The organism is Pinirhizobacter soli, from assembly GCF_015905305.1.
Lineage (GTDB): Bacteria > Pseudomonadota > Gammaproteobacteria > Xanthomonadales > Rhodanobacteraceae > Pinirhizobacter > Pinirhizobacter soli.
Map to the genome: position 1 here is coordinate 764,686 of NZ_JADZLQ010000003.1, position 17,943 is coordinate 782,628.

Below are 17,943 nucleotides of genomic sequence, written 5' to 3' on the forward strand. Positions count from 1 at the left end.
CCGTGGCTGCATGAGGTTCGCACCGCGCGCAGCCCTCCTGGCGGCCTGGCTGGTTTGCCTGGGCCTGCTGTACCTGCTGATCACGCATACCCTGGTGGTGGGTACGGACCTGCGCAGTTTCATGCCGGCGCCGACCACGCCCGACCAGAAGCTACTGATGGACCAGGTGGGCGAGGGCCCGGGATCGCGACTGCTGCTGGTGGCGATCGATGGCATGCCCGAGGCGCAACTGGCATCGCTCAGCCATGGCCTGGCGGCAAGCTTGCGCAAGCAGCCCGCCTACCCGCAGGTGGTCAACGGCGACTTCGACCTGGCTGCGCTCGATGGCCAATTCCTGTTTTATCGGTATCTATTGTCGCCCACGCTCGATACCACGGCGATGGACGCACCTTTCCTCGCTGATCAGTTGCAGCAGCGCCTGGACGACATGGCGTCGCCCGCGGCATCGATGCTCAAGTCCTTGCTGCCGCGCGATCCCACGCTGGAGTTGCTCAAGCTCGCCGAACGATGGACACCGGCGAAGTCGCCGGAAGTGAAGGACGGCGTATGGTTCTCGAGCAAGGGCGAGGCACTGTTGCTGGTGCAGACCCAGGCGGCGGGGTTTGATCCGGAAGCACAGGAAGCGGCGATCAACGGCATCCGCTCGGCATTCGCCGCGTTGCCGGGCAGCCACGGTGCGCATCTGCTGCTGAGCGGCCCGGGTTACTTCAGCGTGGTGGTGAACGCACAGACGCGCCATGAGGCGGACGTCATCGGCCGCATTTCCACCATCGGGTTCATCCTGTTGCTGCTTGTTGCCTACCGCAGCGTCACCTCGCTGCTGTTCGGCGCCCTGCCGGTGGCCACCGGTGGCCTGGCCGGTATAGCGGTCATGGCGCTTTGTTTTCGCGAAGTCCACGGCATCACCCTTGCCTTCGGTTTCACCTTGCTGGGCGTGGCGCAGGAATATCCAATCCGGCTGCTCAGCCATCGGCGTGCCGGCGAAACGGCGCTGGCCAGCGTGCGTGGCTTGTGGCCGCTGTTGATGACGGCGATCGCCTCGGCGTGCATCGCGTACCTTGCCTTCTACGCGTCGGGGGTGGGCGGCCTGCAGCAGCTGGCGGTGTTCACCATCACCGGCCTGCTGGCCGCGGGATTGGCCACGCGCTACCTGTTGCCGCACCTGCTGCCCGAACGTGCGCGTGACGTCGCCACCACGCCGGGCCTGGCGCGTCTGCGCACGTTCTTCGACGAGCTGCCACGCCCACGCTGGCTGCCCGTGCCGATCGCCCTTGCTGCCGCGGCGATGTTGTACTTCGCGCCCGGGTCGTTCTGGGAAAACAACCTCGCCGCGCTCACGCCACTTCCCACCGACATGCTGATGACCGATGCACGGCTGCGCGGCGAACTGGGCGCGCCCGACGTGCGTTACCTGCTGGTGCTGCAGGCCCGTGACGCCGACGGTGTGCTTGCGCTCTCCGAACGCGTGGAGCCGGACATCGACAGGCTCCTGGCCGGCAAGGCGCTGGACAGCGTGGAACTGCCTTCGCGGTACCTGCCCAGCGCTGCCACGCAGAAAGCGCGCCAGGCGAAGCTGCCAGACACGGCCGCACTGGAGGCGATGCTGGCCACCGCGCTGAAGGACACGCCGTTCAAGAAGGATCTGTTCGCGCCGTTCATAAGCGATGTCGCCGCTGCACGCAGCGCACCGGTGCTCACCCCCGAACGCTTCGCATCGTCGCCGCTGGGACAGCGGCTGTCGGCGATGCTGGTGAACCGTGGCGATCATTGGGTGGGCCTGGCCACGCTTTCGGGCGTGCACGATGCCGACGCTTTCGCTTCCCTGTCCGCGAAGACTGGCGGCGCGGTACGCCTGCTGGACCTGAAGGAAGCCTCCGAATCCCTGGTCGCGGAATATCGCACGCGCATCCTCAAGGCACTGGCTGTGGCCACCTTGTTGCTGATCGCCACCATCGCCTTCGCCTTGCGCAGCTTCCGCCGCGCCTGGCACGTGCTGGCGCCGATGACACTGGCCACGTTCATGGTGCTGGCGGTGGAGCGCGTGGCAGGCATCCCGCTGTCGCTGTTCCACCTGGTGTCGCTGATCCTGGCCGGCGGCCTGGGCCTGCACTACGCGCTGTTCTTCGAGCGGGACACCGGCGATCCCGACGAGCAGCGGCGCACCTTGCACGCCACCATCGTCTGCGTGCTCTCAGCCTTGCTGGTATTCGGCATGCTGGCGTGGTCGTCCATTCCGGTACTGCGCGCCATCGGCCTCACGGTAAGCCTGGGCGTGGCCTTCCACTTCTGCATTTCCATCCTGATGGCGCCGCATGCTTCGAAAGAATGAATTCGCCGGGCTTATTCCCCACGCCGGGGCGATGAACCTGCTCGATGCCGTGGTCGCCTTCGATCACGACACCATCCACGCACGCAGCGAAAGCCACGCGCTGGCCGATCATCCGCTGCGCGCGGCGCGCGGCCTGCACGCGGTGAACCTGGCCGAGTACGGTGCCCAGGCCATGGCCGTCCATGGTGGCTTGAAGGCGGCGCCCGGCGCGCCGGTGAAGCCCGGCCGGCTAGTGAGCTTGCGCGATGTGCGCCTGGCCGTGGAATATGTCGATCCCGATGCCGGTGCGCTGGATGTCCACGCGTGTTGCATCGCGGCGGACGACGGTGGCGCGCAGTACGAATTCCGGATCGAGCAGGGTGGTGAGCTGCTTGCCAGCGGACGCGCTGCGGTGATCCATCCGCCTCAGGGTGCTTAAGCCGCGTTGCGGCGGCAGGTAAAGAACCCGTTGAAGGTAAGCCGCCCCGTAGCCGGGTCGTCGCTCAGGCGCTCGGGCGCCAGGATGTCGCCGGTGTGCAGCAGCGCGCCGTCGTACACCACCAGCCGGTTGAAGCGCGCCGGCACCGAGCCCACCTGGCGGAACCAGCGGTTCGATCCCACCATGTAACCCGGTTCCATGCCGTGGCGCGCGCTGAATGCCGCCGCGGGCATTGACGAGGCATCGGCGAACAGGCTCGCGATCGTTTCGGCCTCCACCGCCGGCTCGTAGAAGCTGGTGCCGCCAAGACTTTCATCGCCGAACAGGTACAGCACCGAAGCCTGGATCGACACGCCAGGCGGCAGGCTGAAGTTGTCGCTGTGGCAAAGCCACTGGTAGGGCCGCAGGGCCGATGCTGGCAGCGTGACCATGGCGAAGCGGCTTTCCATGTGCACCAGCCGCCGCGCGTCGAACAACCCCCGCAGGTGCAGGTTGAAGAAATCCTGCACCGCCTGGCCGATGACCGGTGGCGGCAGCATGTAGATGCCCGGATAGGCGTTGAAGTCCACCGGACGGAACGCCTCGCGCTGGCCAGAGAGCCAGCGGGCGAGTCCTTCGGCGTCCAGCAGGACATCATCGATGACGAAACAATGCCCGCCATGGTCCAGCGCCACGCGGTCGATCCGTGGCCGGGGATTGAAGATCGTCGGTGGTTGCATGCCCGGCACGTTAGGGCATGGTGATCCCCAAGCTCAAGCGTCCCGTCACGCCACGCGCGTGAACAGGGCAGGCCCCGGCGTCGGCACCGGTGTTACGCCATCGGCAAGGTCCGGATCGTCCTCGGCGGCGCGGGCCACGATGCCGCCGGCCAGCGATTGAAGCAGGGCGACGTTGGTGCGCAGGCGCTCGACGAGGTCGTCGTGCGAGAGCTCATCGTGCAGGCCGTTGTTCATCTGGTGGAACCAGTCCAGTTCACCCTGGTCGAGCATCACGCCGGCATTCCGCTGCCGCGACACCGCGTGCCATCGACGGAAAAAAGCCTGCATCGCGATATTGAGCTCGCGCGCGGTCTCAAGCTCAGGTCCAAGCGCTGCAAACAACGCAGCATCGCCCAGCCGATTCTGGAACATCAACTGGCACAGCACGCCCCAGTAGTAGGCATAGTCCCAGACCACCTTGATCGGCATCACTTCCGGGTCGCCGAAAAGCGGGTACTGGCCGCGATACATCTCCAGCGTGTTCTCGTAGAACGAGAAGAACAGCCGCTCGTACAGGCGTGCCCAGGGCGCCACCGGCTCGCCTGCCAGGTCGTGCCCGACCAGCATGGTGATGTAGGTATTGGCGATGGCGATGAAATCGCTGCCGGGGGAATAGAACGGGTCGAGGAACGCACCGGCCTCGCCGGTGAGGGCCCAGCGGTCGGCGGAGAACATCCGCGTGGTGGTGTAGGAGTAATTCCGCAGGAAGGCGAAATCGAGCAGGCCATCCCGGCGCTTTTCAAGGTCGCGTGCCACCAGCGGCTGGTGCTTGTGCATCCACTGCATGGCCTTGTCGAACGTGCGCATGCCTTCGATCGGGTGCATGGCCGCATCGGCCACGATGCCCACCGAATGCGCGCCCGACGATAGCGGGATCAACCACAGCCAGTAACCCGGCCCGCACATGTGGTTGGTGGAGCGCCAACGCTCCGGCGGCACGCAACGGCTCTGCCAGTCGGCATCGTTGCACCAGCCATCGATGTCCATCCGTCCTTCCATGCGGAACCAGACCGCATTGGCGTGGTGGCCGTTGTCGCGTGTGAAATCGAATTTGCGACGGATCAGCCCCGCGCGACCAGAGGCATCGATCAGCCAGCGCGCCTGGGCCTCGTGCTCGCCGTCGGCATCGGCGTAGCGCAACGTGTGCGGCGCATCGCCCTGGATGATCTGGAATGAGCGCACGACAGCGCCGCCGCGCAGTTCGATGCCGCGGCGCAAGGCTTCCTCGGCCAGGTAATTTTCAAGGACGCCGCGATCGAGCTGGTAACTGGGGGTGGGAAATACCCGGCGTACCCCCGACTCGGTGACGTTTGCCAGATCGTCCTTGCCATCGGAGAAAAAGAAGCGGAAGCCGAACTTGTGGATGTGGTCGCGTTCCAGGTGCTCGCGCAGGCCCAACGTATGGGCAAAGTAGTGGGCGGCGATTTCCACCGTGGACTCGCCCACCTTGTGCGCGGCCAGCGGTACCGGATGCCGGTGGCGCTCGATCACCAGGATGGTTAGGTCCGGGAAGCGTCCCTTCAGCTGCATGGCAAGGGTAAGTCCGGCCAGGCCTCCGCCCATGATCACCACGTCGTGCGAGCTTGCCGTCATGCCCTGCTCCTCGTTGGCGTCAGCTGATTGTGCACGTTCTTGCGAATGAACGTGGACGCCGCCGCCTGGGCATGGGCCTGCCGTTCAGGCCAGGGGCAGGTCCACCACCACCGGCAGGGTTGCCCGCGACTTCCGATAGCTCCGGACGAAGTTTCCGTAGTGGTAGGCCCGCCCGATCGTATACAAGGTGATACGGGTGACGTCGCGCACGGGACGGAAATGGCTGGGCCGGAAGCCGCCTTGGTAGCGCGATGCGATCGGCACGGAAACCACGCCCACGCCCAGTTCGCGCGATGCCTTGATCAACAGCGCCGCTTCAAACACGAAGTGCTCCGCGCCGATCTCGACCAGGTCGATCACTTCACGCGGATAGAAGCGCTGGCCACTCTGGGTGTCGGCAATCGGCTGCGCGCAGGCACAGGAAATGCCCCAGTCGGCGATGGCATTGGCGCGGCGGCGGCCTGGTGGTTGCTGGGCTTTGTCCAGCAGCCGGGCGCCGATCACGATGTGGCCCGGGAAGGCGTGGGCGGCGGCAAGCAGGCGTGGCACGTCCGCAGGTGAGTGCTGGCCGTCGCCGTCCATGGTGACCACTGAGTCGAAGCCCTGGCGAAGCACTTCGAGGAATCCCGTGCGCAAGGCCTCGCCCTTGCCGCGGCGCGTGTCGTGGCGCAACAGGGTGATGGGCATCGCGGCGACCACGTCGGGGGTGCCATCGTCCGAGCCGTCATCCACCACGATCACTGGCAAGCCCAGCGCAACCAGGTCGCCGACTACCTTGGCGATGGTCTTTTCCTCGTTGAGACACGGGATGAGGACGCAGCAGCTCAAGTAAGCGTTTCTCCGGTGATATGCAGGGCCATGCCGGCAGAGGCCGCCAGCACCACATCGACGCCAGTGCCGTGCGCCAGCGCCTCGAGCAACGGCAAACCGGCAGCAGAAGGATTCATCGTTGCCCAGGCCTGCAGGCGATCGTCGCGCGTTCTGGACACCGGCGCCATTGGCGTGGTGGTGATCACCAGGCGCGCGGTGCTCTGTGGCGTTCGCGAGGGTGAGAGCACCAGCGCGGTGGAGAAGGGCAGGGTAATTTTCGTCATCGACAGAAGGGGGCCGTAGCCCCGGGTATCGAAGGCGGCCAGCAGCACCGGATGGTCATCAGCGATGGCTTGCGCGGCAGCCTCCAGCAGTCCGGCGCCGAAACTGGCATCGCCTGCCGAAACAGCGCTGCATGCCGCGTGGCACACCGTGGCGATGGTCCAGTAGCCGGCCGGCGCGTTGTGCACTGAATTGTGGAACCGGGTGGGCGACAGGCCTGCCGGCGATTCAGCCAGCGTGGCGCACATGTAGTCGGTGATGGCCTGGTCGCCATGCGCGGAGCTGAACACGCTGGCGAGCGCGGCCGGGTCCAGCCCGCTGGCGGCCACGGCCTGGCCCGCGGCCGTCGCGGCCAGCAGCACGCTATCGGGTGCGCGCCGCCGTTCGTTGGCAGGAAGTACCTCTGCACGCGGTTTGCCGGGTTCGGCATCATCCAGCGCACCGTCAAGCCAGGGTTTGAAATCCGCCCACGTCGCCACGGCCGGCGCCCACAGGCCCGCACCCTGCACGAAAACCTCAAGGCCGCGCATCAGGCGCGTTCGCCCGCGACGAATGCCAGGCAGGCGTTGTTGCCGCCGAAGCCGAAGGAATTGGACAGCGCCACGCGCACCGGTTGCCGCTCGTTGCGCCATGCCATCTGCGGTCCGCAGGCAGGATCGGGCTGGCTGGCGTTGAGGTTCCCGGGAATAAAGCCATTGCGGATAGCTAGCAATGCATACGCCGCCTCGACAATGCCGGCAGCGCCCAGCGTGTGGCCGGTGAACCCCTTGGTGGAACTGGCACGTGTCTCGGCGCGGAAACTGCGCGCCACCAGCGCCGCTTCCACTTCGTCGTTCTTCAGGCTCGCCGTTCCATGCAGGTTGATGTAGTCCACCTCGCTGGCATCGAGCCCTGCACGGGCCAGCGCATCGCGCAGGGCCAGTTCGGCGCCCAGGCCCTCCGGGTGGGGCGTGGACATATGGTGGGCGTCGCTGGATTCGCCGTAACCGGCCAATCGCGGAGCATCCGGTGCGACCTCGCGCCGTTCGAGCAGCGCGAAACCACCAGCCTCTCCAATCGAGATGCCGCCTCGGGTGACGTCGAACGGGCGGCAAGGTTCGCTCGATACCAGTTCAAGCGAGTTGAAGCCGAAGAGGACGCTTTCACACAGGGTATCCACTCCGCCGACCACGGCGGCATCCACCACGCCCAGGCGAATCAACCGCTCGGCCGCGGCGAACACTTTGGCGCTGGACGAGCAGGCCGTTGCGATGGTGAGCGCAGGGCCTTGCAACCCCAGCACCGCTTGAATGAAACCAGTGAGGGAATTGGGCTGGTGCACGTCACGGCGCTGCAAATCCTGCGGGAAGGCACCGCCTTCGGTGAGCGTTCGGTAAGCCTGCTCGGTGGCGCCGATACTGGCGGTCGAGGTGCCCATCACCACGGCCACGCGTTCGCTGCCATGGCGCCGGGGGGCCTCGCGCGCGGCATCGGCAAAGCCGTCCTGGTTCATCGCCAACCACGCCAGGCGGTTGTTCCGGCATTCCCACACGGCGGCATCCACCGGCAGGGGCATGTTCTCCAGGCCGTCGACCCGGCCGATCCAGGTGTCGAGGGGGGCGTGGCTGAAATCGTTGCGGCGCAGGCCGCTGCGTGACGCGGCCAGGCCATCGGATTGAGCCTTCAGGCCCGGTCCAAGCGCAGTAGTGGCGGTAAAGGCTGTGATGGCCAGGGGAAGCATGGGTTCGGGCATCGCTCCAGCGTAACGTTGGGTGAAACTATTTCCTAGGTCAGGTACGCCGCGTGAACGCCGTTGAGGCATGCTTGGTGGGGCCCATGACCCATCGATCTGTCCTGCTGAAACCTCTCCGCCGCGGTATCTGGCGTTACCTGCGCGACGCAGATGTGCTCCACGGTGCCGTGGTGACGCTGGTGACCCTGGTGGGCACTGGCGGCTTGCTGTACGTGGGCTACCTGCTTCACGTGGCGCGGGTGGCGCTGCGCAGCCCGCTGGAGCCTACCCGGCGGCTGGCGGTGCTGGTGTTCGGCCGCATGCTGGTGAGCGACCGCCCGGAGCATGACTACCGCCAGCGCCTGGCGCGCAGCCTGCTGCTGGCGCAACAGGGGCTGGCCGAGCGGGTGATGCTGCTGGGCGGGCGAAGCGGCGGCAGCACGATGACCGAAGCCGCCGCCGGCGAGCGCTGGTTGCGCGATGAAGGCTTCCCTGGCGTGGTGCCGATGCAACTGGAACAGGCCTCGATCGATTCACTGGAAAACCTCCGCCACGCCCGTAGCCTGCTGGCACGGGACGACGAGAGCCTGCCGCCGGTATGCCTGGTGACCAGCCGCTACCACCTGGCGCGCTGCCAGTTGCTGGCACGCAGGCTCGGCTTCGACGTCGAAACGGTGGGCGCCGAGGCCGCCCTGCCGCGCAACGTCCGTTATCTCAGGCGGATTGCGCTGGAAGCCGGCTACCTGATGTGGATCGACATCGCCGTACGCTGGGCAAGGTTGATCGGCCATCGGCGCATGGCCGACCGCGTCAGCTGACGCTTGCTATCCTCTGCCGTTCCCTACACCCGTACCGGCACCGCCATGAGCCATCAGGCCGACCTCGTCGAGACCTTCCTGCGCGACCTGCAAGACCGTATCTGCTCGGCCGTCGAAAACCTCGACGGCCAGGCGCGATTCACCGAGGATGCCTGGGTCCGCGAGGCCGGCGGTGGCGGGCGCACGCGCGTGCTGCGCAATGGCGCGGTGTTCGAACAGGCCGGGGTGAATTTCTCGCGCGTGCATGGCGACACGCTGCCACCGGCAGCCACGGCACACCGGCCGGAACTGGCCGGCGGCAGCTTCATCGCCACCGGGGTATCGCTGGTGCTGCACCCGAACAACCCGCATGTGCCCACCACGCATGCCAACGTGCGTTACTTCGAAGCCCGCAAGGAAGGCGTGGAACCGGTGTGGTGGTTCGGCGGCGGTTTCGACCTCACCCCGTTCTACCCGGTGGACGAAGACGTCATCCACTGGCATCGCACCGCACGCGACCTGTGCGCGCCCTTTGGCGACGACGTCTATGCGCGGTACAAGGCCTGGTGCGATGAATACTTCTACCTGCGCCACCGGCAGGAAACGCGCGGGGTGGGCGGATTGTTCTTCGACGATCTGAACGAAGGCGGTTTCGAGCGTTGCTTCGGCCTGACCAAAGCCGTGGGCAACGGCTTCCTGGATGCCTATGCACCCATCGTCGAGCGCCGCCGCGACACGCCCCATGGCGAACGCGAGCGGGAATTCCAGCTGTACCGTCGCGGCCGCTACGTGGAATTCAACCTGGTGTGGGACCGCGGCACCCTGTTCGGACTGCAATCGGGCGGACGCACGGAGTCGATCCTGATGAGCCTGCCGCCGCGCGTGCGCTTCGAGTATGGCTATGAGCCCGAGCCAGGCAGCGCCGAAGCGCGCCTGGCCGGATACCTCAAGCCACGCGACTGGATATAAGCCTTACGGGTTGTCGCCGGAGAACTTCTGCACCGTGGCGCCCCGCACCGCACCGATCGTGGCGCGGTCGCTTACGTGCAGTTCCACTTCGCGCTCGAAGTCCAGTGCACCGGTGACGGTGGCACCCGGGCCGATCACGATCTTCGGCACCTTGTTGTTGCCGCCGAAATTCATGCCGCTGGGCTTTTGCACGTGGATGCCGCCTTCCACCTTCGACGAACCGGTGATGGTGATGTCGGCCGCCGTGGTTTCGATGCCGCCGCCGATATGCGCGCTTTCGAGGTTGATATCGCCGTTGACGTTGGAAAGCTTGCCCTTGATGTCCGCGCCGTTGGCGAGATGGATGCCGCCGTTGACGGCTTCGACCTCGCCACTGACCGTGGCCTTGGCGCCCAGGGTGATCGAGCCATTGACAGTGTCCAGTCCAGTGGCCTGAGCACCGTCGCCCATGGTGATGCCGCCATTGACGGTGTTGGCGCCCTTCACCTGGGCATTGTCGGCGATGTGGACCGCGCCGTTGACCGTGCTTACGTCGGTGGCTGGCTGGCCGGCTGCGACCGATACCGAGCCATTGACCTTGTCCGTGTCGCTGCCGCCGGCACAGGCGGTGCACGAAAGGGCTACGCCCATGGCCAAGACTATCAGGCTGCGCTTCATGATGGTTTCCCTTTTCTGATCTGATGTAGGCATAGGATGCCTGCGGAAGGCCCTGCGTTTAGTGTGACTCATGGCAGGGGAGCGGAATTTGACGCCAGGGCCCGGCCCGCTCCACCATCGACTTCTTTAGCCCCGAGGCACCGGAAGATCATGCACAAGCTTGTCCTCATCCGCCATGGCCAGTCGCAATGGAACCTGGAGAACCGCTTCAGCGGCTGGGCCGACGTCGACCTGAGCGAGCAGGGCATCGAAGAGGCCATCGAGGCCGGGCGCTTGCTGATGGACGCAGGATTTTCCTTCGATGTCGCCCACACTTCGGTGTTGAAGCGGGCCGTGCGTACCCTGTGGCACGTGCAGGAAACCATGGACCAGATGTGGTTGCCGGTGGTGACCCACTGGCGCCTCAACGAACGCCACTACGGTGCGCTTACGGGCCTGAACAAGTCCGAGACGGCAAGTAAATACGGCGAGGAGCAGGTTCACATCTGGCGCCGCAGCTACGACATCCCGCCGCCGGCGCTGGAAAAGAGCACCGAGATCGACGATCCGCGCTACGCGAAGCTCGCACCCGGCCAGGTGCCGCTGACCGAATGCCTGAAAGATACCGTGGCGCGCGTGCTGCCCTACTGGCACGAAGTGCTCAAGCCTGCCGTGGGTTCGGGCCAGCGCGTGGTGGTGGCGGCCCATGGCAATTCCATGCGGGCGCTGGTGAAGTACCTGGACAACATTCCCGACGATGAGATCGTTGGCGTGAATATCCCCAACGGCGTGCCGCTGGTGTACGAGTTCGACGCCGACATGAAGCCCATCAGGCACTACTACCTGGGCGACGCAGCCGCGATCGAAGCCAAAATGGCGGCCGTGGCGGCGCAGGGCAAAGCCAAATGACAGCCGTCACCCCGATGTCATGGCGCTCGACCATGGTTCGGGGTGGATCGGCACCCTAAGCTGGCCCCACTTCAAGAACCGCCCGAGGCTTTCCCATGGTTGCTCCCATGAACCCGCAGTTGATCGGCATGCTGATATCCGTCCCGCTGATGGCCTGGGGCATCTACCGCCGCGTGCGCAGCAGCTTCGGCCGCCAGCCGATCCGCACCAAGCGCATGGTCGCGCGCATCGTGATCCTGTCGCTGGTGGTGGTGGGCTTTGCCATTCCAGCGGTGGTCGGCCCACTGGCCAGCGTGCAACTGGTCGAAGGCCTTCTCGGGGGACTGCTTGTTGGCTCGCTCGTGGGCTATGCGGGATTGAGGCTCACGCGATTTGAGACCACGCCTGAAGGCGATCGCTTCATCCCCAACCCATGGCTGGGTGCGGTGGTCACGGCGCTGTTCCTGGGCCGGGTGGCCTACCGGTTCGTGGTGGCCTCCACCGGCGCCACCGCCGTGGCCGCGCAGGGCCATCCACCCATTGGCAATAGCCCGCTCACGATGCTCGTGCTGGGCCTGACCTTCGGCTACTACATCTGTTACTACGCGGGCCTGCTGGTGCACCACCGCCGCTGGAAGGCGACCGCACCGGCGGGCGCAGTGGCGCTGGACTAAAGCGCGTCGCCGTCGAGTTCGCCGGTGCGGATGCGCACCACCTGCTCCAGGGGGCTGACGAAGATCTTGCCGTCGCCGATCTTGCCGGTGCGCGCGGCGTTGCCGATGGCCTCCACCACGCGCTCCACCATATCCTCGGTGACGGCCACTTCCAGTTTGATCTTCGGAAGAAAATCAACTACATACTCCGCGCCGCGATAGAGCTCGGTATGGCCCTTCTGGCGACCGAAGCCCTTGACCTCGGTCACCGTCACGCCCTGCACGCCCACCTCGGCCAGGGCCTCGCGGACGTCGTCCAGCTTGAAAGGCTTGATGATGGCGACGACCAGCTTCATGTCCTGCTCCGTGGGGTATGCGGCGGGGGATCATTGTGCCACCCGGTTGGGATACCCTCCATGGCCCGACGTGATTTGTAGGAAAAACCCTACAAGATGAGTCGGCATTACCTGATGGCCGGGCTGCGGACGGCTTCCTAGACTGAACTTACGAATTCGGGGTGAATCCTCATGGATGTGCAAAGTATCGATCAGCTGGCCCAGCGCCTCGCATCGCTGGTCCCGCCCGGTCTTGCTCAGGCACGCAACGACCTGGAGGTCAATTTCCGTGATGTCCTGGCGCAGGGATTGCGCCGCCTCGACCTCGTTACCCGTGAAGAATTCGACGTCCAGCTACAGCTGCTAGCGCGCACCCGCGCACGGATCGATGAGCTGGAGCAACGGATTGCGGACCTCGAAGCGTCCCAGGGCGCACGCGGGCATTAGTCAGCTCCCGGGAGCCGCCCCCGGTTTGTCACTCACCCCGAGATCGAAGAGCCGGGGGCGGTTGATTGGAAGTACGTAGGGAAAAAGCCTGCGCTAAGGAAGGCGCCATGTTTGAAACCACACCCGCTGCCGGGCGCTCCACCCCATGACCCTCGCCGTGGCCTACAGCCGCGCGCAGGATGGCATCCTGGCTCCCGAGGTCACCATCGAGGTTTTCCTGGGCGGCGGCCTGCCGGCGTTCTATATGGTCGGCATGGCCGAGACCGCCGTGCGCGAGGCTCGCGACCGTGTCTGGGTGGCACTGCGCAACACAGGCTTTGAAACACCGAACGGCCGGGTCACCGTGAACCTGGCGCCGGCCGATCTTCCCAAGGAAGGCGGGCGCTTCGACCTGGCGCTGGCGGTGGGCCTGCTCACCGCGGCGCAGCACTTGCCGGCCGAACGCGTTGCGGCTTGCGAATTCTTAGGGGAACTGGCGTTATCGGGCGAGCTGCGCCCGGTCAACGGTCTGCTGCCTGCGCTATTGCAGGCGCGCGAATCTGGCCGTATCGCCATCGTGCCCCGCGCCAACGCCGGGGAAGCGGCCATGGTCGGTGGCATGCGCGTGCTGGTGGCCGATTCGCTGGGCGATGTCTGCGCCTGGCTCACCGAAACCGGCGATCTGGATGCGCCACCGTTGCTGGACGCCAAAGGGGAGTCCAGCTACCCGGATCTGTGCGATGTCCGCGGCCAGTACCAGGCGCGACGCGCACTGGAGATCGCCGCCGCCGGTGGCCACCACGTCCTGCTGTCCGGGCCGCCGGGCACCGGCAAGACGATGCTCGCCGAACGCCTGCCGGGCCTGTTGCCCACCATGAGCGAAGACGAAGCCCTGGCCTCGTGCGCCGTGCGCTCGGTCGGCGGCCAGCTGCCGGCACCTGCGTCGTGGCGCTACCGTCCTTTCCGTGCGCCGCATCATTCGGCATCCGCGGCGGCACTGGTGGGCGGCGGTTCGCGTCCGCGGCCCGGCGAGATATCACTGGCCCACGAAGGTGTGTTGTTCCTCGATGAACTGCCCGAGTTCCGGCGCAGCGTGCTTGAAGCCCTGCGCGAGCCGCTCGAGTCCGGCCAGGTGGTGATCTCGCGTGCCACCAGCCGAACCACGTTCCCCGCGCGCTTCCAGCTGGTGGCGGCGATGAACCCATGCCCCTGCGGCCACGCCGGCGATCCGCACGGCCGCTGCACCTGCACGCCGGACCAGGTCACCCGCTACCGCGGCAAGATCTCCGGCCCCTTGCTCGATCGCATCGACCTGCACGTTCCCGTGCCACGCGTGCCACTCAACGAATTGCGCGGCGAGCCCGGGCCGCACGACGAAAGCACGGCCACGGTGCGTGTGAGGGTAAGGCGCGCGCGCGAGGCAGCCGTCGCGCGACAGGGATGCGCCAACGCTGCACTCGATGCGCGTGGCGTGGAACGTCACTGCCCACTCATGCCATCGGATCGCCAATGGCTGGAAGCGGCTGTCGAACGCCTGGGCGGTTCAGCCCGCGCCTTCCACCGCATCCTCCGTGTCGGCCGGACCATTGCGGATCTCGCCGGGGATCCGGCATCGCCACCGGGCCGCATGCACCTGGCCGAGGCGTTGCAATATCGGTCGTGAGCTTTAGCCTGGCTGCGGTCAGGTGCCGGTGGCGGCACCTTCATCACGACTTACCGCGTCCCGTGCACGGCCAGCCGCAAATCAGTGGCGTCCACGAAGAAAGGGCGGCCTTAATCGCGCAACAGCCCACTACCGATGGAGTTGCGCCATGAGGTCTTTGTTTTCTGTCCTGTTCGTTGCCCTGTCGTTCACCGCGGCCGTCCGTGCCAGCGATGCGCCCGCCGACGCGCATGCCGCCGACCGTGCGCAGATACAGAGGGTCGTCGACGGTTTCAAGGCGGCCATCATCGCCAAGGACGGCAAGGCCGTGCGCGGAATGTTCCTGCCGGGCGGCTCCTGGCTGATGGCCATGGACAAGGCCGGGTTGGCGAAGGTCCGTGCGAAGCATCCGGAAGCCAAACAGCTCGTGCCGGGCAGCTACGAGGAGTTCGCTGGCTTCGTCGGTAGCGCGCCCAAGCCGATCGAGGAAGTCTTCTCCAACGTGCGCATCCAGACCGACGGTATCGTCGGCACGGTGTACTTCGACTACCGCTTCGAAGTGGAAGGCAAGGCCACCAACCACGGTGCGGAGACCTGGCAGCTGGTGCACACCGACGAGGGCTGGAAAATCAGCGCCATGCTGTACTCGGCCATCATGGATGACAACGGCTGAGGTTCGATATACGGTGCCTGGGGCGTCCGGCAGCGGGGTCGGCGCCCCACGGGTATCACGATGACACGCGCTTTGTTCCCTGGACGGCCCATCGGCTTGCCGCTGCGGATTTCGCTGTTGGCAGCGTTGCCTGTCACGCTTTGCATGGGTGTGATGGCGCTGCCCGAATTAGGCCAGATTCATGCAGGCGCGTTCCGTGCCTTCTATGCCGCCTGTTATCTCTTCTGGGTGGTACCCATCGCCCTGTTACAGCGCGCCATGTGGCGGCGTGGCGTGCCCGGGCTGGTAACCATCGCGGTGCTGCTGCTGGCCACCTACGTGCCCTCGGCGATCAACAATGCCGTTGCGCAGGCCGTAGCGGTGCATTGGCACCTGGTGCCGGGCTACTCATTCGTTCGCATCTTCGCCGGGCTTGATGGTTGCTGGCTTGCGCTCATCGTCTATTGCGCCATTCATGCGCTGCTGCACCAGTACGATGCGCTGCAACGATCGCACCGTCGCGAAGCGGAGGCCAAGGCCCTGGCCCGCGAAGCGGAGCTGCGCGCACTGCAGTACCAGCTGCATCCGCACTTCCTGTTCAACACCCTCAACAGCATTTCCTCCATGGTGGTGGATGGCCGGGCCAGTGGCGCCACCCGCATGATCGCGCGCCTGGGCGATCTGCTGCGGGCCACGCTGGAACGCAGCGATGTACGCGAGGTGACGCTTGCCGAGGAACTCTCGCTTACCGACCACTACCTGGATATCGAGAAGGCCCGGCTGGGGCACCGCCTGCAGGTCGACATGCGCGTTGGTGCCGGGGTGTTGCAGGCCCTGGTGCCGCCCCTGCTGCTGCAACCGCTGGTGGAAAACGCGATCCGCCACGGCATCGCGCCACGCGCCGACGGCGGGGCGATGCGGCTTGGCATCGGCAGCGACGGCGACAGGCTGGTGATCGAGTTGCACAACGATGGCGTGGCAGGTCCCATCGACGATCCTTCGCATCGTTCCACCCGCATCGGGCTTAACAACGTGCGGCAACGGCTGGAAGCGTTGTATCCGGGAAATCACGCCGTGGATGTCGCAGTGGCCGCGGACGGCGCGTGCACGGTACGCGTGGCCTTGCCGCTTCGCCTCGCCACCGCCACGCCTCCCTTGCAGGCAGACAGCGCATGATGCGCGTGATGGTGGTGGATGACGAACCGCTTGCTCGCGATGGCGTGCGTGCCCGCCTGGCCCGGCATAAGGACATCTGCCTGGTCGGCGAGGCGGGGGAGGGTGAAGCTGCGATAAAGATGATCGGGCAATCGCGGCCCGACCTCGTATTCATGGACGTGCAGATGCCCGGCATGAGCGGCATCGACGCCCTGCGCCGGATCGCGCCAGCCGAGCGCCCGTTGGCCGTCCTGCTTACCGCTTACGAGAATTTCGCCGTGGCCGGGTTCGAGCTTCAGGCGCTGGATTACCTGCTCAAGCCCATCGACGATGAGCGCTTTCGCGAAGCGCTCGACCGCGCGCGGGCGGCCTTGCGTTCCCGCGCCCATGACGGCGTAGCCGGGACGCCACCGCCCTGGGCCGAGCGTTTCACGGTGCGCGTCGGCCAACGCATTGCCGTGGTTGACGCCAACGACATCGACTGGATCGAAGCGAACGACGACTACGCAGGCTTGCATGTGGGAACGCGGGTATACCTGCTGCGTGAGCCGCTGCATCAACTCAGTCTGCGCCTGGATCCTCGGCGGTTCACGCGCATCCATCGCTCCACCATCGTGCGCATCGATCGCATTGCCGAGCTTGAGGCGCTCTCCAACCGCGACTGCCTGCTCCGCCTGCGCGATGGCACGCCCCTGCGGGCCAGCCGCACGTATGTCGAGCAATTGCACGCCGCACTGGCGGCGCGCTGAGGCCGGTTACCCGCATGCTTCCGGGGCGATCAGTCCCGCGACGGCACCGAAACCTTGCCGGTCACCCGCGAGTGGCTGATGTCGCCGCTGCCCTTGGAGTGCACGGTGAGGTCGCCGCGCACGTCATCGACGTTGACATCGCCCGAGCCAATCGAATCCACCTCGACATTGCCGCCGACGCCCCGCATGTCCAGGTCACCGGAGCCGACGGTGCCCACGCTGACCGCACCGCGGATGTTGCGCAGCTTCGCGTCGCCGGATCCGACGGAGTCGACTTTCACGCTGCCGGCGCCTTCCGCCGTGAGATCGCCGGAGCCCACGGTGGCACTGAGCTCACCGGCCGTGTCGTAGAGCTTGGCGTCGCCCGAACCGACGTGGGCCACGAGGCTCGCCACGCCATGCGTCTCGCCATCGCCGCTGCCTACCTGCAGATCGACGGGCAGGTTGGCGGGCATGGATACGTCCACCTTGAAGGACTGCTGGGTGTAGCCGATGTGCCAATGGCTGCGATCGTCGCCCAGCTTCACCACCAGCGTGTCGCCCTCACGATGCTGGGTGATCACCAGTTCCGCCAGCGCATCCTCGCTGGAAGCACACGCCTTGCCGCGCGCCGCCAGCGACGTGCCGCTGCCACTGGCGTTGATCTTCAGCTCATGGCTGCCAGTCTCCAGGCGAACGGTGCGCACCCCGCGCAGGTCCGCATCCAGCGAACGGTCAGCCGAGTGCGTGCATTGATCGGCGTGCGCCGCGGCAAACGGGGCGAAGGCGAGGGCGAGCAGTGCGTACTTGCGCATGAGATGGGTTCCATAAGGGATAGGCGTACCGCATAGGGATACCCCCATAGCCCAAGCGGCCGCAATGGCCCGAAAGTCCCCATGCCCAGTGGCAGGGCGGGCCCCGTGCCATGCCGGTTTCCGGCCATTGATGAAAAAGAATTTAGATCGATCCTATTGACGCCGGGAATCCCAGCCCTATAATCCTGTACCGAGCAGTTCTTTAATGGACTGCCTGCCCCGCCTCGGTACCAGATACCCTCCCTCCCCCGCTCTGGTACCGAGGCCCGGCCTTTTTTGCGGCTAGGGCGGGAGCGGGGGGGGGGGGGGGGGGGGGGGGGGGGGGGGGGGGGGGGGGGGGGGGGGG

At 66.2% G+C, this 17,943-nt stretch carries 19 protein-coding genes; 11 read left to right on the top strand and 8 right to left on the bottom strand.

Going from position 1 to position 17,943, the window contains the following annotated elements; translation table 11 throughout:
* Positions 1-10: 10 nt before the first annotated feature.
* Both NDK18_RS16705 and NDK18_RS16710 read left to right on the top strand, forming a co-directional pair.
* Complete coding sequence (locus NDK18_RS16705; RefSeq protein ID WP_250628427.1) at positions 11-2,329, top strand: MMPL family transporter; 2,319 nt, start codon at positions 11-13, stop codon at positions 2,327-2,329.
* On the top strand, positions 2,313-2,747 hold the full coding sequence (locus NDK18_RS16710; protein WP_250628428.1) for a hotdog family protein: 435 nt from the start codon (positions 2,313-2,315) through the stop codon (positions 2,745-2,747). Before NDK18_RS16705 ends, NDK18_RS16710 begins: the two co-directional genes overlap by 17 nt.
* Here the strand turns inward: NDK18_RS16710 and NDK18_RS16715 are convergent.
* The 5 genes from NDK18_RS16715 to NDK18_RS16735 form a co-directional block, all read right to left on the bottom strand.
* Positions 2,744-3,466: a DUF6445 family protein gene (locus NDK18_RS16715; RefSeq protein ID WP_250628429.1), complete on the bottom strand. Its 723-nt coding sequence runs from the start codon at positions 3,464-3,466 to the stop codon at positions 2,744-2,746. The genes NDK18_RS16710 and NDK18_RS16715 overlap by 4 nt on opposite strands.
* A gap of 45 nt (positions 3,467-3,511) precedes the next feature.
* Positions 3,512-5,098: an NAD(P)/FAD-dependent oxidoreductase gene (locus tag NDK18_RS16720; protein ID WP_250628430.1), complete on the bottom strand. Its 1,587-nt coding sequence runs from the start codon at positions 5,096-5,098 to the stop codon at positions 3,512-3,514.
* Between the two features lie 84 nt (positions 5,099-5,182).
* Positions 5,183-5,926 (bottom strand): glycosyltransferase family 2 protein, encoded by a 744-nt coding sequence (locus NDK18_RS16725; protein ID WP_250626546.1) that lies wholly within the window; start codon positions 5,924-5,926, stop codon positions 5,183-5,185.
* Positions 5,923-6,720: a beta-ketoacyl synthase chain length factor gene (locus tag NDK18_RS16730; protein WP_250628431.1), complete on the bottom strand. Its 798-nt coding sequence runs from the start codon at positions 6,718-6,720 to the stop codon at positions 5,923-5,925. Before NDK18_RS16730 ends, NDK18_RS16725 begins: the two co-directional genes overlap by 4 nt.
* A complete protein-coding gene (locus NDK18_RS16735; protein ID WP_250628432.1) occupies positions 6,720-7,922 on the bottom strand; it encodes a beta-ketoacyl-ACP synthase in 1,203 nt (400 codons plus the stop codon). Before NDK18_RS16735 ends, NDK18_RS16730 begins: the two co-directional genes overlap by 1 nt.
* 83 nt (positions 7,923-8,005) lie before the next feature.
* On the opposite strand from NDK18_RS16735, the gene NDK18_RS16740 reads away from it, so the two are divergent.
* Both NDK18_RS16740 and hemF read left to right on the top strand, forming a co-directional pair.
* Entirely contained in the window at positions 8,006-8,719 is a 714-nt protein-coding gene (locus tag NDK18_RS16740) for a YdcF family protein (RefSeq protein ID WP_250628433.1), read from the top strand.
* A gap of 45 nt (positions 8,720-8,764) precedes the next feature.
* Positions 8,765-9,667 (top strand): oxygen-dependent coproporphyrinogen oxidase, encoded by a 903-nt coding sequence (gene hemF, locus NDK18_RS16745; RefSeq protein WP_250626550.1) that lies wholly within the window; start codon positions 8,765-8,767, stop codon positions 9,665-9,667.
* Between the two features lie 3 nt (positions 9,668-9,670).
* On the opposite strand, the gene NDK18_RS16750 is transcribed toward hemF, so the two are convergent.
* Complete coding sequence (locus NDK18_RS16750; protein WP_250628434.1) at positions 9,671-10,324, bottom strand: DUF4097 family beta strand repeat-containing protein; 654 nt, start codon at positions 10,322-10,324, stop codon at positions 9,671-9,673.
* 147 nt (positions 10,325-10,471) lie between these two features.
* Between NDK18_RS16750 and gpmA the strand changes: the two genes are divergently transcribed.
* Together gpmA and NDK18_RS16760 are read left to right on the top strand one after the other, a co-directional pair.
* Positions 10,472-11,212: a 2,3-diphosphoglycerate-dependent phosphoglycerate mutase gene (gpmA, locus tag NDK18_RS16755; RefSeq protein WP_343219730.1), complete on the top strand. Its 741-nt coding sequence runs from the start codon at positions 10,472-10,474 to the stop codon at positions 11,210-11,212.
* 107 nt (positions 11,213-11,319) lie between these two features.
* Positions 11,320-11,865, top strand: coding sequence for a CcdC protein domain-containing protein (locus NDK18_RS16760; protein ID WP_250626553.1), 546 nt, complete (start codon positions 11,320-11,322; stop codon positions 11,863-11,865).
* On the opposite strand, the gene NDK18_RS16765 is transcribed toward NDK18_RS16760, so the two are convergent.
* A complete protein-coding gene (locus tag NDK18_RS16765; RefSeq protein WP_250626554.1) occupies positions 11,862-12,200 on the bottom strand; it encodes a P-II family nitrogen regulator in 339 nt (112 codons plus the stop codon). The genes NDK18_RS16760 and NDK18_RS16765 overlap by 4 nt on opposite strands.
* A 171-nt stretch (positions 12,201-12,371) precedes the next feature.
* Between NDK18_RS16765 and NDK18_RS16770 the strand changes: the two genes are divergently transcribed.
* From NDK18_RS16770 to NDK18_RS16790, 5 genes are all read left to right on the top strand, one after another.
* A complete protein-coding gene (locus NDK18_RS16770) occupies positions 12,372-12,626 on the top strand; it encodes an accessory factor UbiK family protein (RefSeq protein WP_250626555.1) in 255 nt (84 codons plus the stop codon).
* Positions 12,627-12,771: 145 nt separating this feature from the next.
* Positions 12,772-14,268, top strand: coding sequence for a YifB family Mg chelatase-like AAA ATPase (locus NDK18_RS16775; RefSeq protein WP_250628435.1), 1,497 nt, complete (start codon positions 12,772-12,774; stop codon positions 14,266-14,268).
* Between the two features lie 148 nt (positions 14,269-14,416).
* Positions 14,417-14,920, top strand: coding sequence for a nuclear transport factor 2 family protein (locus NDK18_RS16780; protein ID WP_250626557.1), 504 nt, complete (start codon positions 14,417-14,419; stop codon positions 14,918-14,920).
* Between the two features lie 60 nt (positions 14,921-14,980).
* Positions 14,981-16,075 carry a sensor histidine kinase gene (locus NDK18_RS16785; protein WP_250626558.1) on the top strand — a complete coding sequence of 365 codons (1,095 nt, stop codon included), beginning with the start codon at positions 14,981-14,983 and terminating at the stop codon, positions 16,073-16,075.
* On the top strand, positions 16,072-16,803 hold the full coding sequence (locus NDK18_RS16790) for a LytR/AlgR family response regulator transcription factor (protein ID WP_250626559.1): 732 nt from the start codon (positions 16,072-16,074) through the stop codon (positions 16,801-16,803). Before NDK18_RS16785 ends, NDK18_RS16790 begins: the two co-directional genes overlap by 4 nt.
* 29 nt (positions 16,804-16,832) lie before the next feature.
* Here NDK18_RS16790 and NDK18_RS16795 read toward each other — a convergent pair whose 3' ends face one another.
* Positions 16,833-17,597 carry a GIN domain-containing protein gene (locus NDK18_RS16795; protein WP_250626560.1) on the bottom strand — a complete coding sequence of 255 codons (765 nt, stop codon included), beginning with the start codon at positions 17,595-17,597 and terminating at the stop codon, positions 16,833-16,835.
* Positions 17,598-17,943: the final 346 nt, after the last annotated feature.

Bases quoted from the DNA above. Each gene is read 5' to 3' on its own strand.
- NDK18_RS16795 (WP_250626560.1), bottom strand. From the start codon at position 17,597: ATGCGCAAGTACGCACTGCTCGCCCTCGCCTTCGCCCCGTTTGCCGCG.
- NDK18_RS16740 (WP_250628433.1), top strand. From the start codon at position 8,006: ATGACCCATCGATCTGTCCTGCTGAAACCTCTCCGCCGCGGTATCTGG.
- NDK18_RS16710 (WP_250628428.1), top strand. From the start codon at position 2,313: ATGCTTCGAAAGAATGAATTCGCCGGGCTTATTCCCCACGCCGGGGCG.
- NDK18_RS16735 (WP_250628432.1), bottom strand. From the start codon at position 7,922: ATGCCCGAACCCATGCTTCCCCTGGCCATCACAGCCTTTACCGCCACT.
- NDK18_RS16770 (WP_250626555.1), top strand. From the start codon at position 12,372: ATGGATGTGCAAAGTATCGATCAGCTGGCCCAGCGCCTCGCATCGCTG.
- NDK18_RS16780 (WP_250626557.1), top strand. From the start codon at position 14,417: ATGAGGTCTTTGTTTTCTGTCCTGTTCGTTGCCCTGTCGTTCACCGCG.
- NDK18_RS16750 (WP_250628434.1), bottom strand. From the start codon at position 10,324: ATGAAGCGCAGCCTGATAGTCTTGGCCATGGGCGTAGCCCTTTCGTGC.
- NDK18_RS16715 (WP_250628429.1), bottom strand. From the start codon at position 3,466: ATGCAACCACCGACGATCTTCAATCCCCGGCCACGGATCGACCGCGTG.
- NDK18_RS16790 (WP_250626559.1), top strand. From the start codon at position 16,072: ATGATGCGCGTGATGGTGGTGGATGACGAACCGCTTGCTCGCGATGGC.
- NDK18_RS16730 (WP_250628431.1), bottom strand. From the start codon at position 6,720: ATGCGCGGCCTTGAGGTTTTCGTGCAGGGTGCGGGCCTGTGGGCGCCG.
- hemF (WP_250626550.1), top strand. From the start codon at position 8,765: ATGAGCCATCAGGCCGACCTCGTCGAGACCTTCCTGCGCGACCTGCAA.
- NDK18_RS16705 (WP_250628427.1), top strand. From the start codon at position 11: ATGAGGTTCGCACCGCGCGCAGCCCTCCTGGCGGCCTGGCTGGTTTGC.
- NDK18_RS16775 (WP_250628435.1), top strand. From the start codon at position 12,772: ATGACCCTCGCCGTGGCCTACAGCCGCGCGCAGGATGGCATCCTGGCT.
- NDK18_RS16765 (WP_250626554.1), bottom strand. From the start codon at position 12,200: ATGAAGCTGGTCGTCGCCATCATCAAGCCTTTCAAGCTGGACGACGTC.
- NDK18_RS16720 (WP_250628430.1), bottom strand. From the start codon at position 5,098: ATGACGGCAAGCTCGCACGACGTGGTGATCATGGGCGGAGGCCTGGCC.
- NDK18_RS16760 (WP_250626553.1), top strand. From the start codon at position 11,320: ATGAACCCGCAGTTGATCGGCATGCTGATATCCGTCCCGCTGATGGCC.
- NDK18_RS16785 (WP_250626558.1), top strand. From the start codon at position 14,981: ATGACACGCGCTTTGTTCCCTGGACGGCCCATCGGCTTGCCGCTGCGG.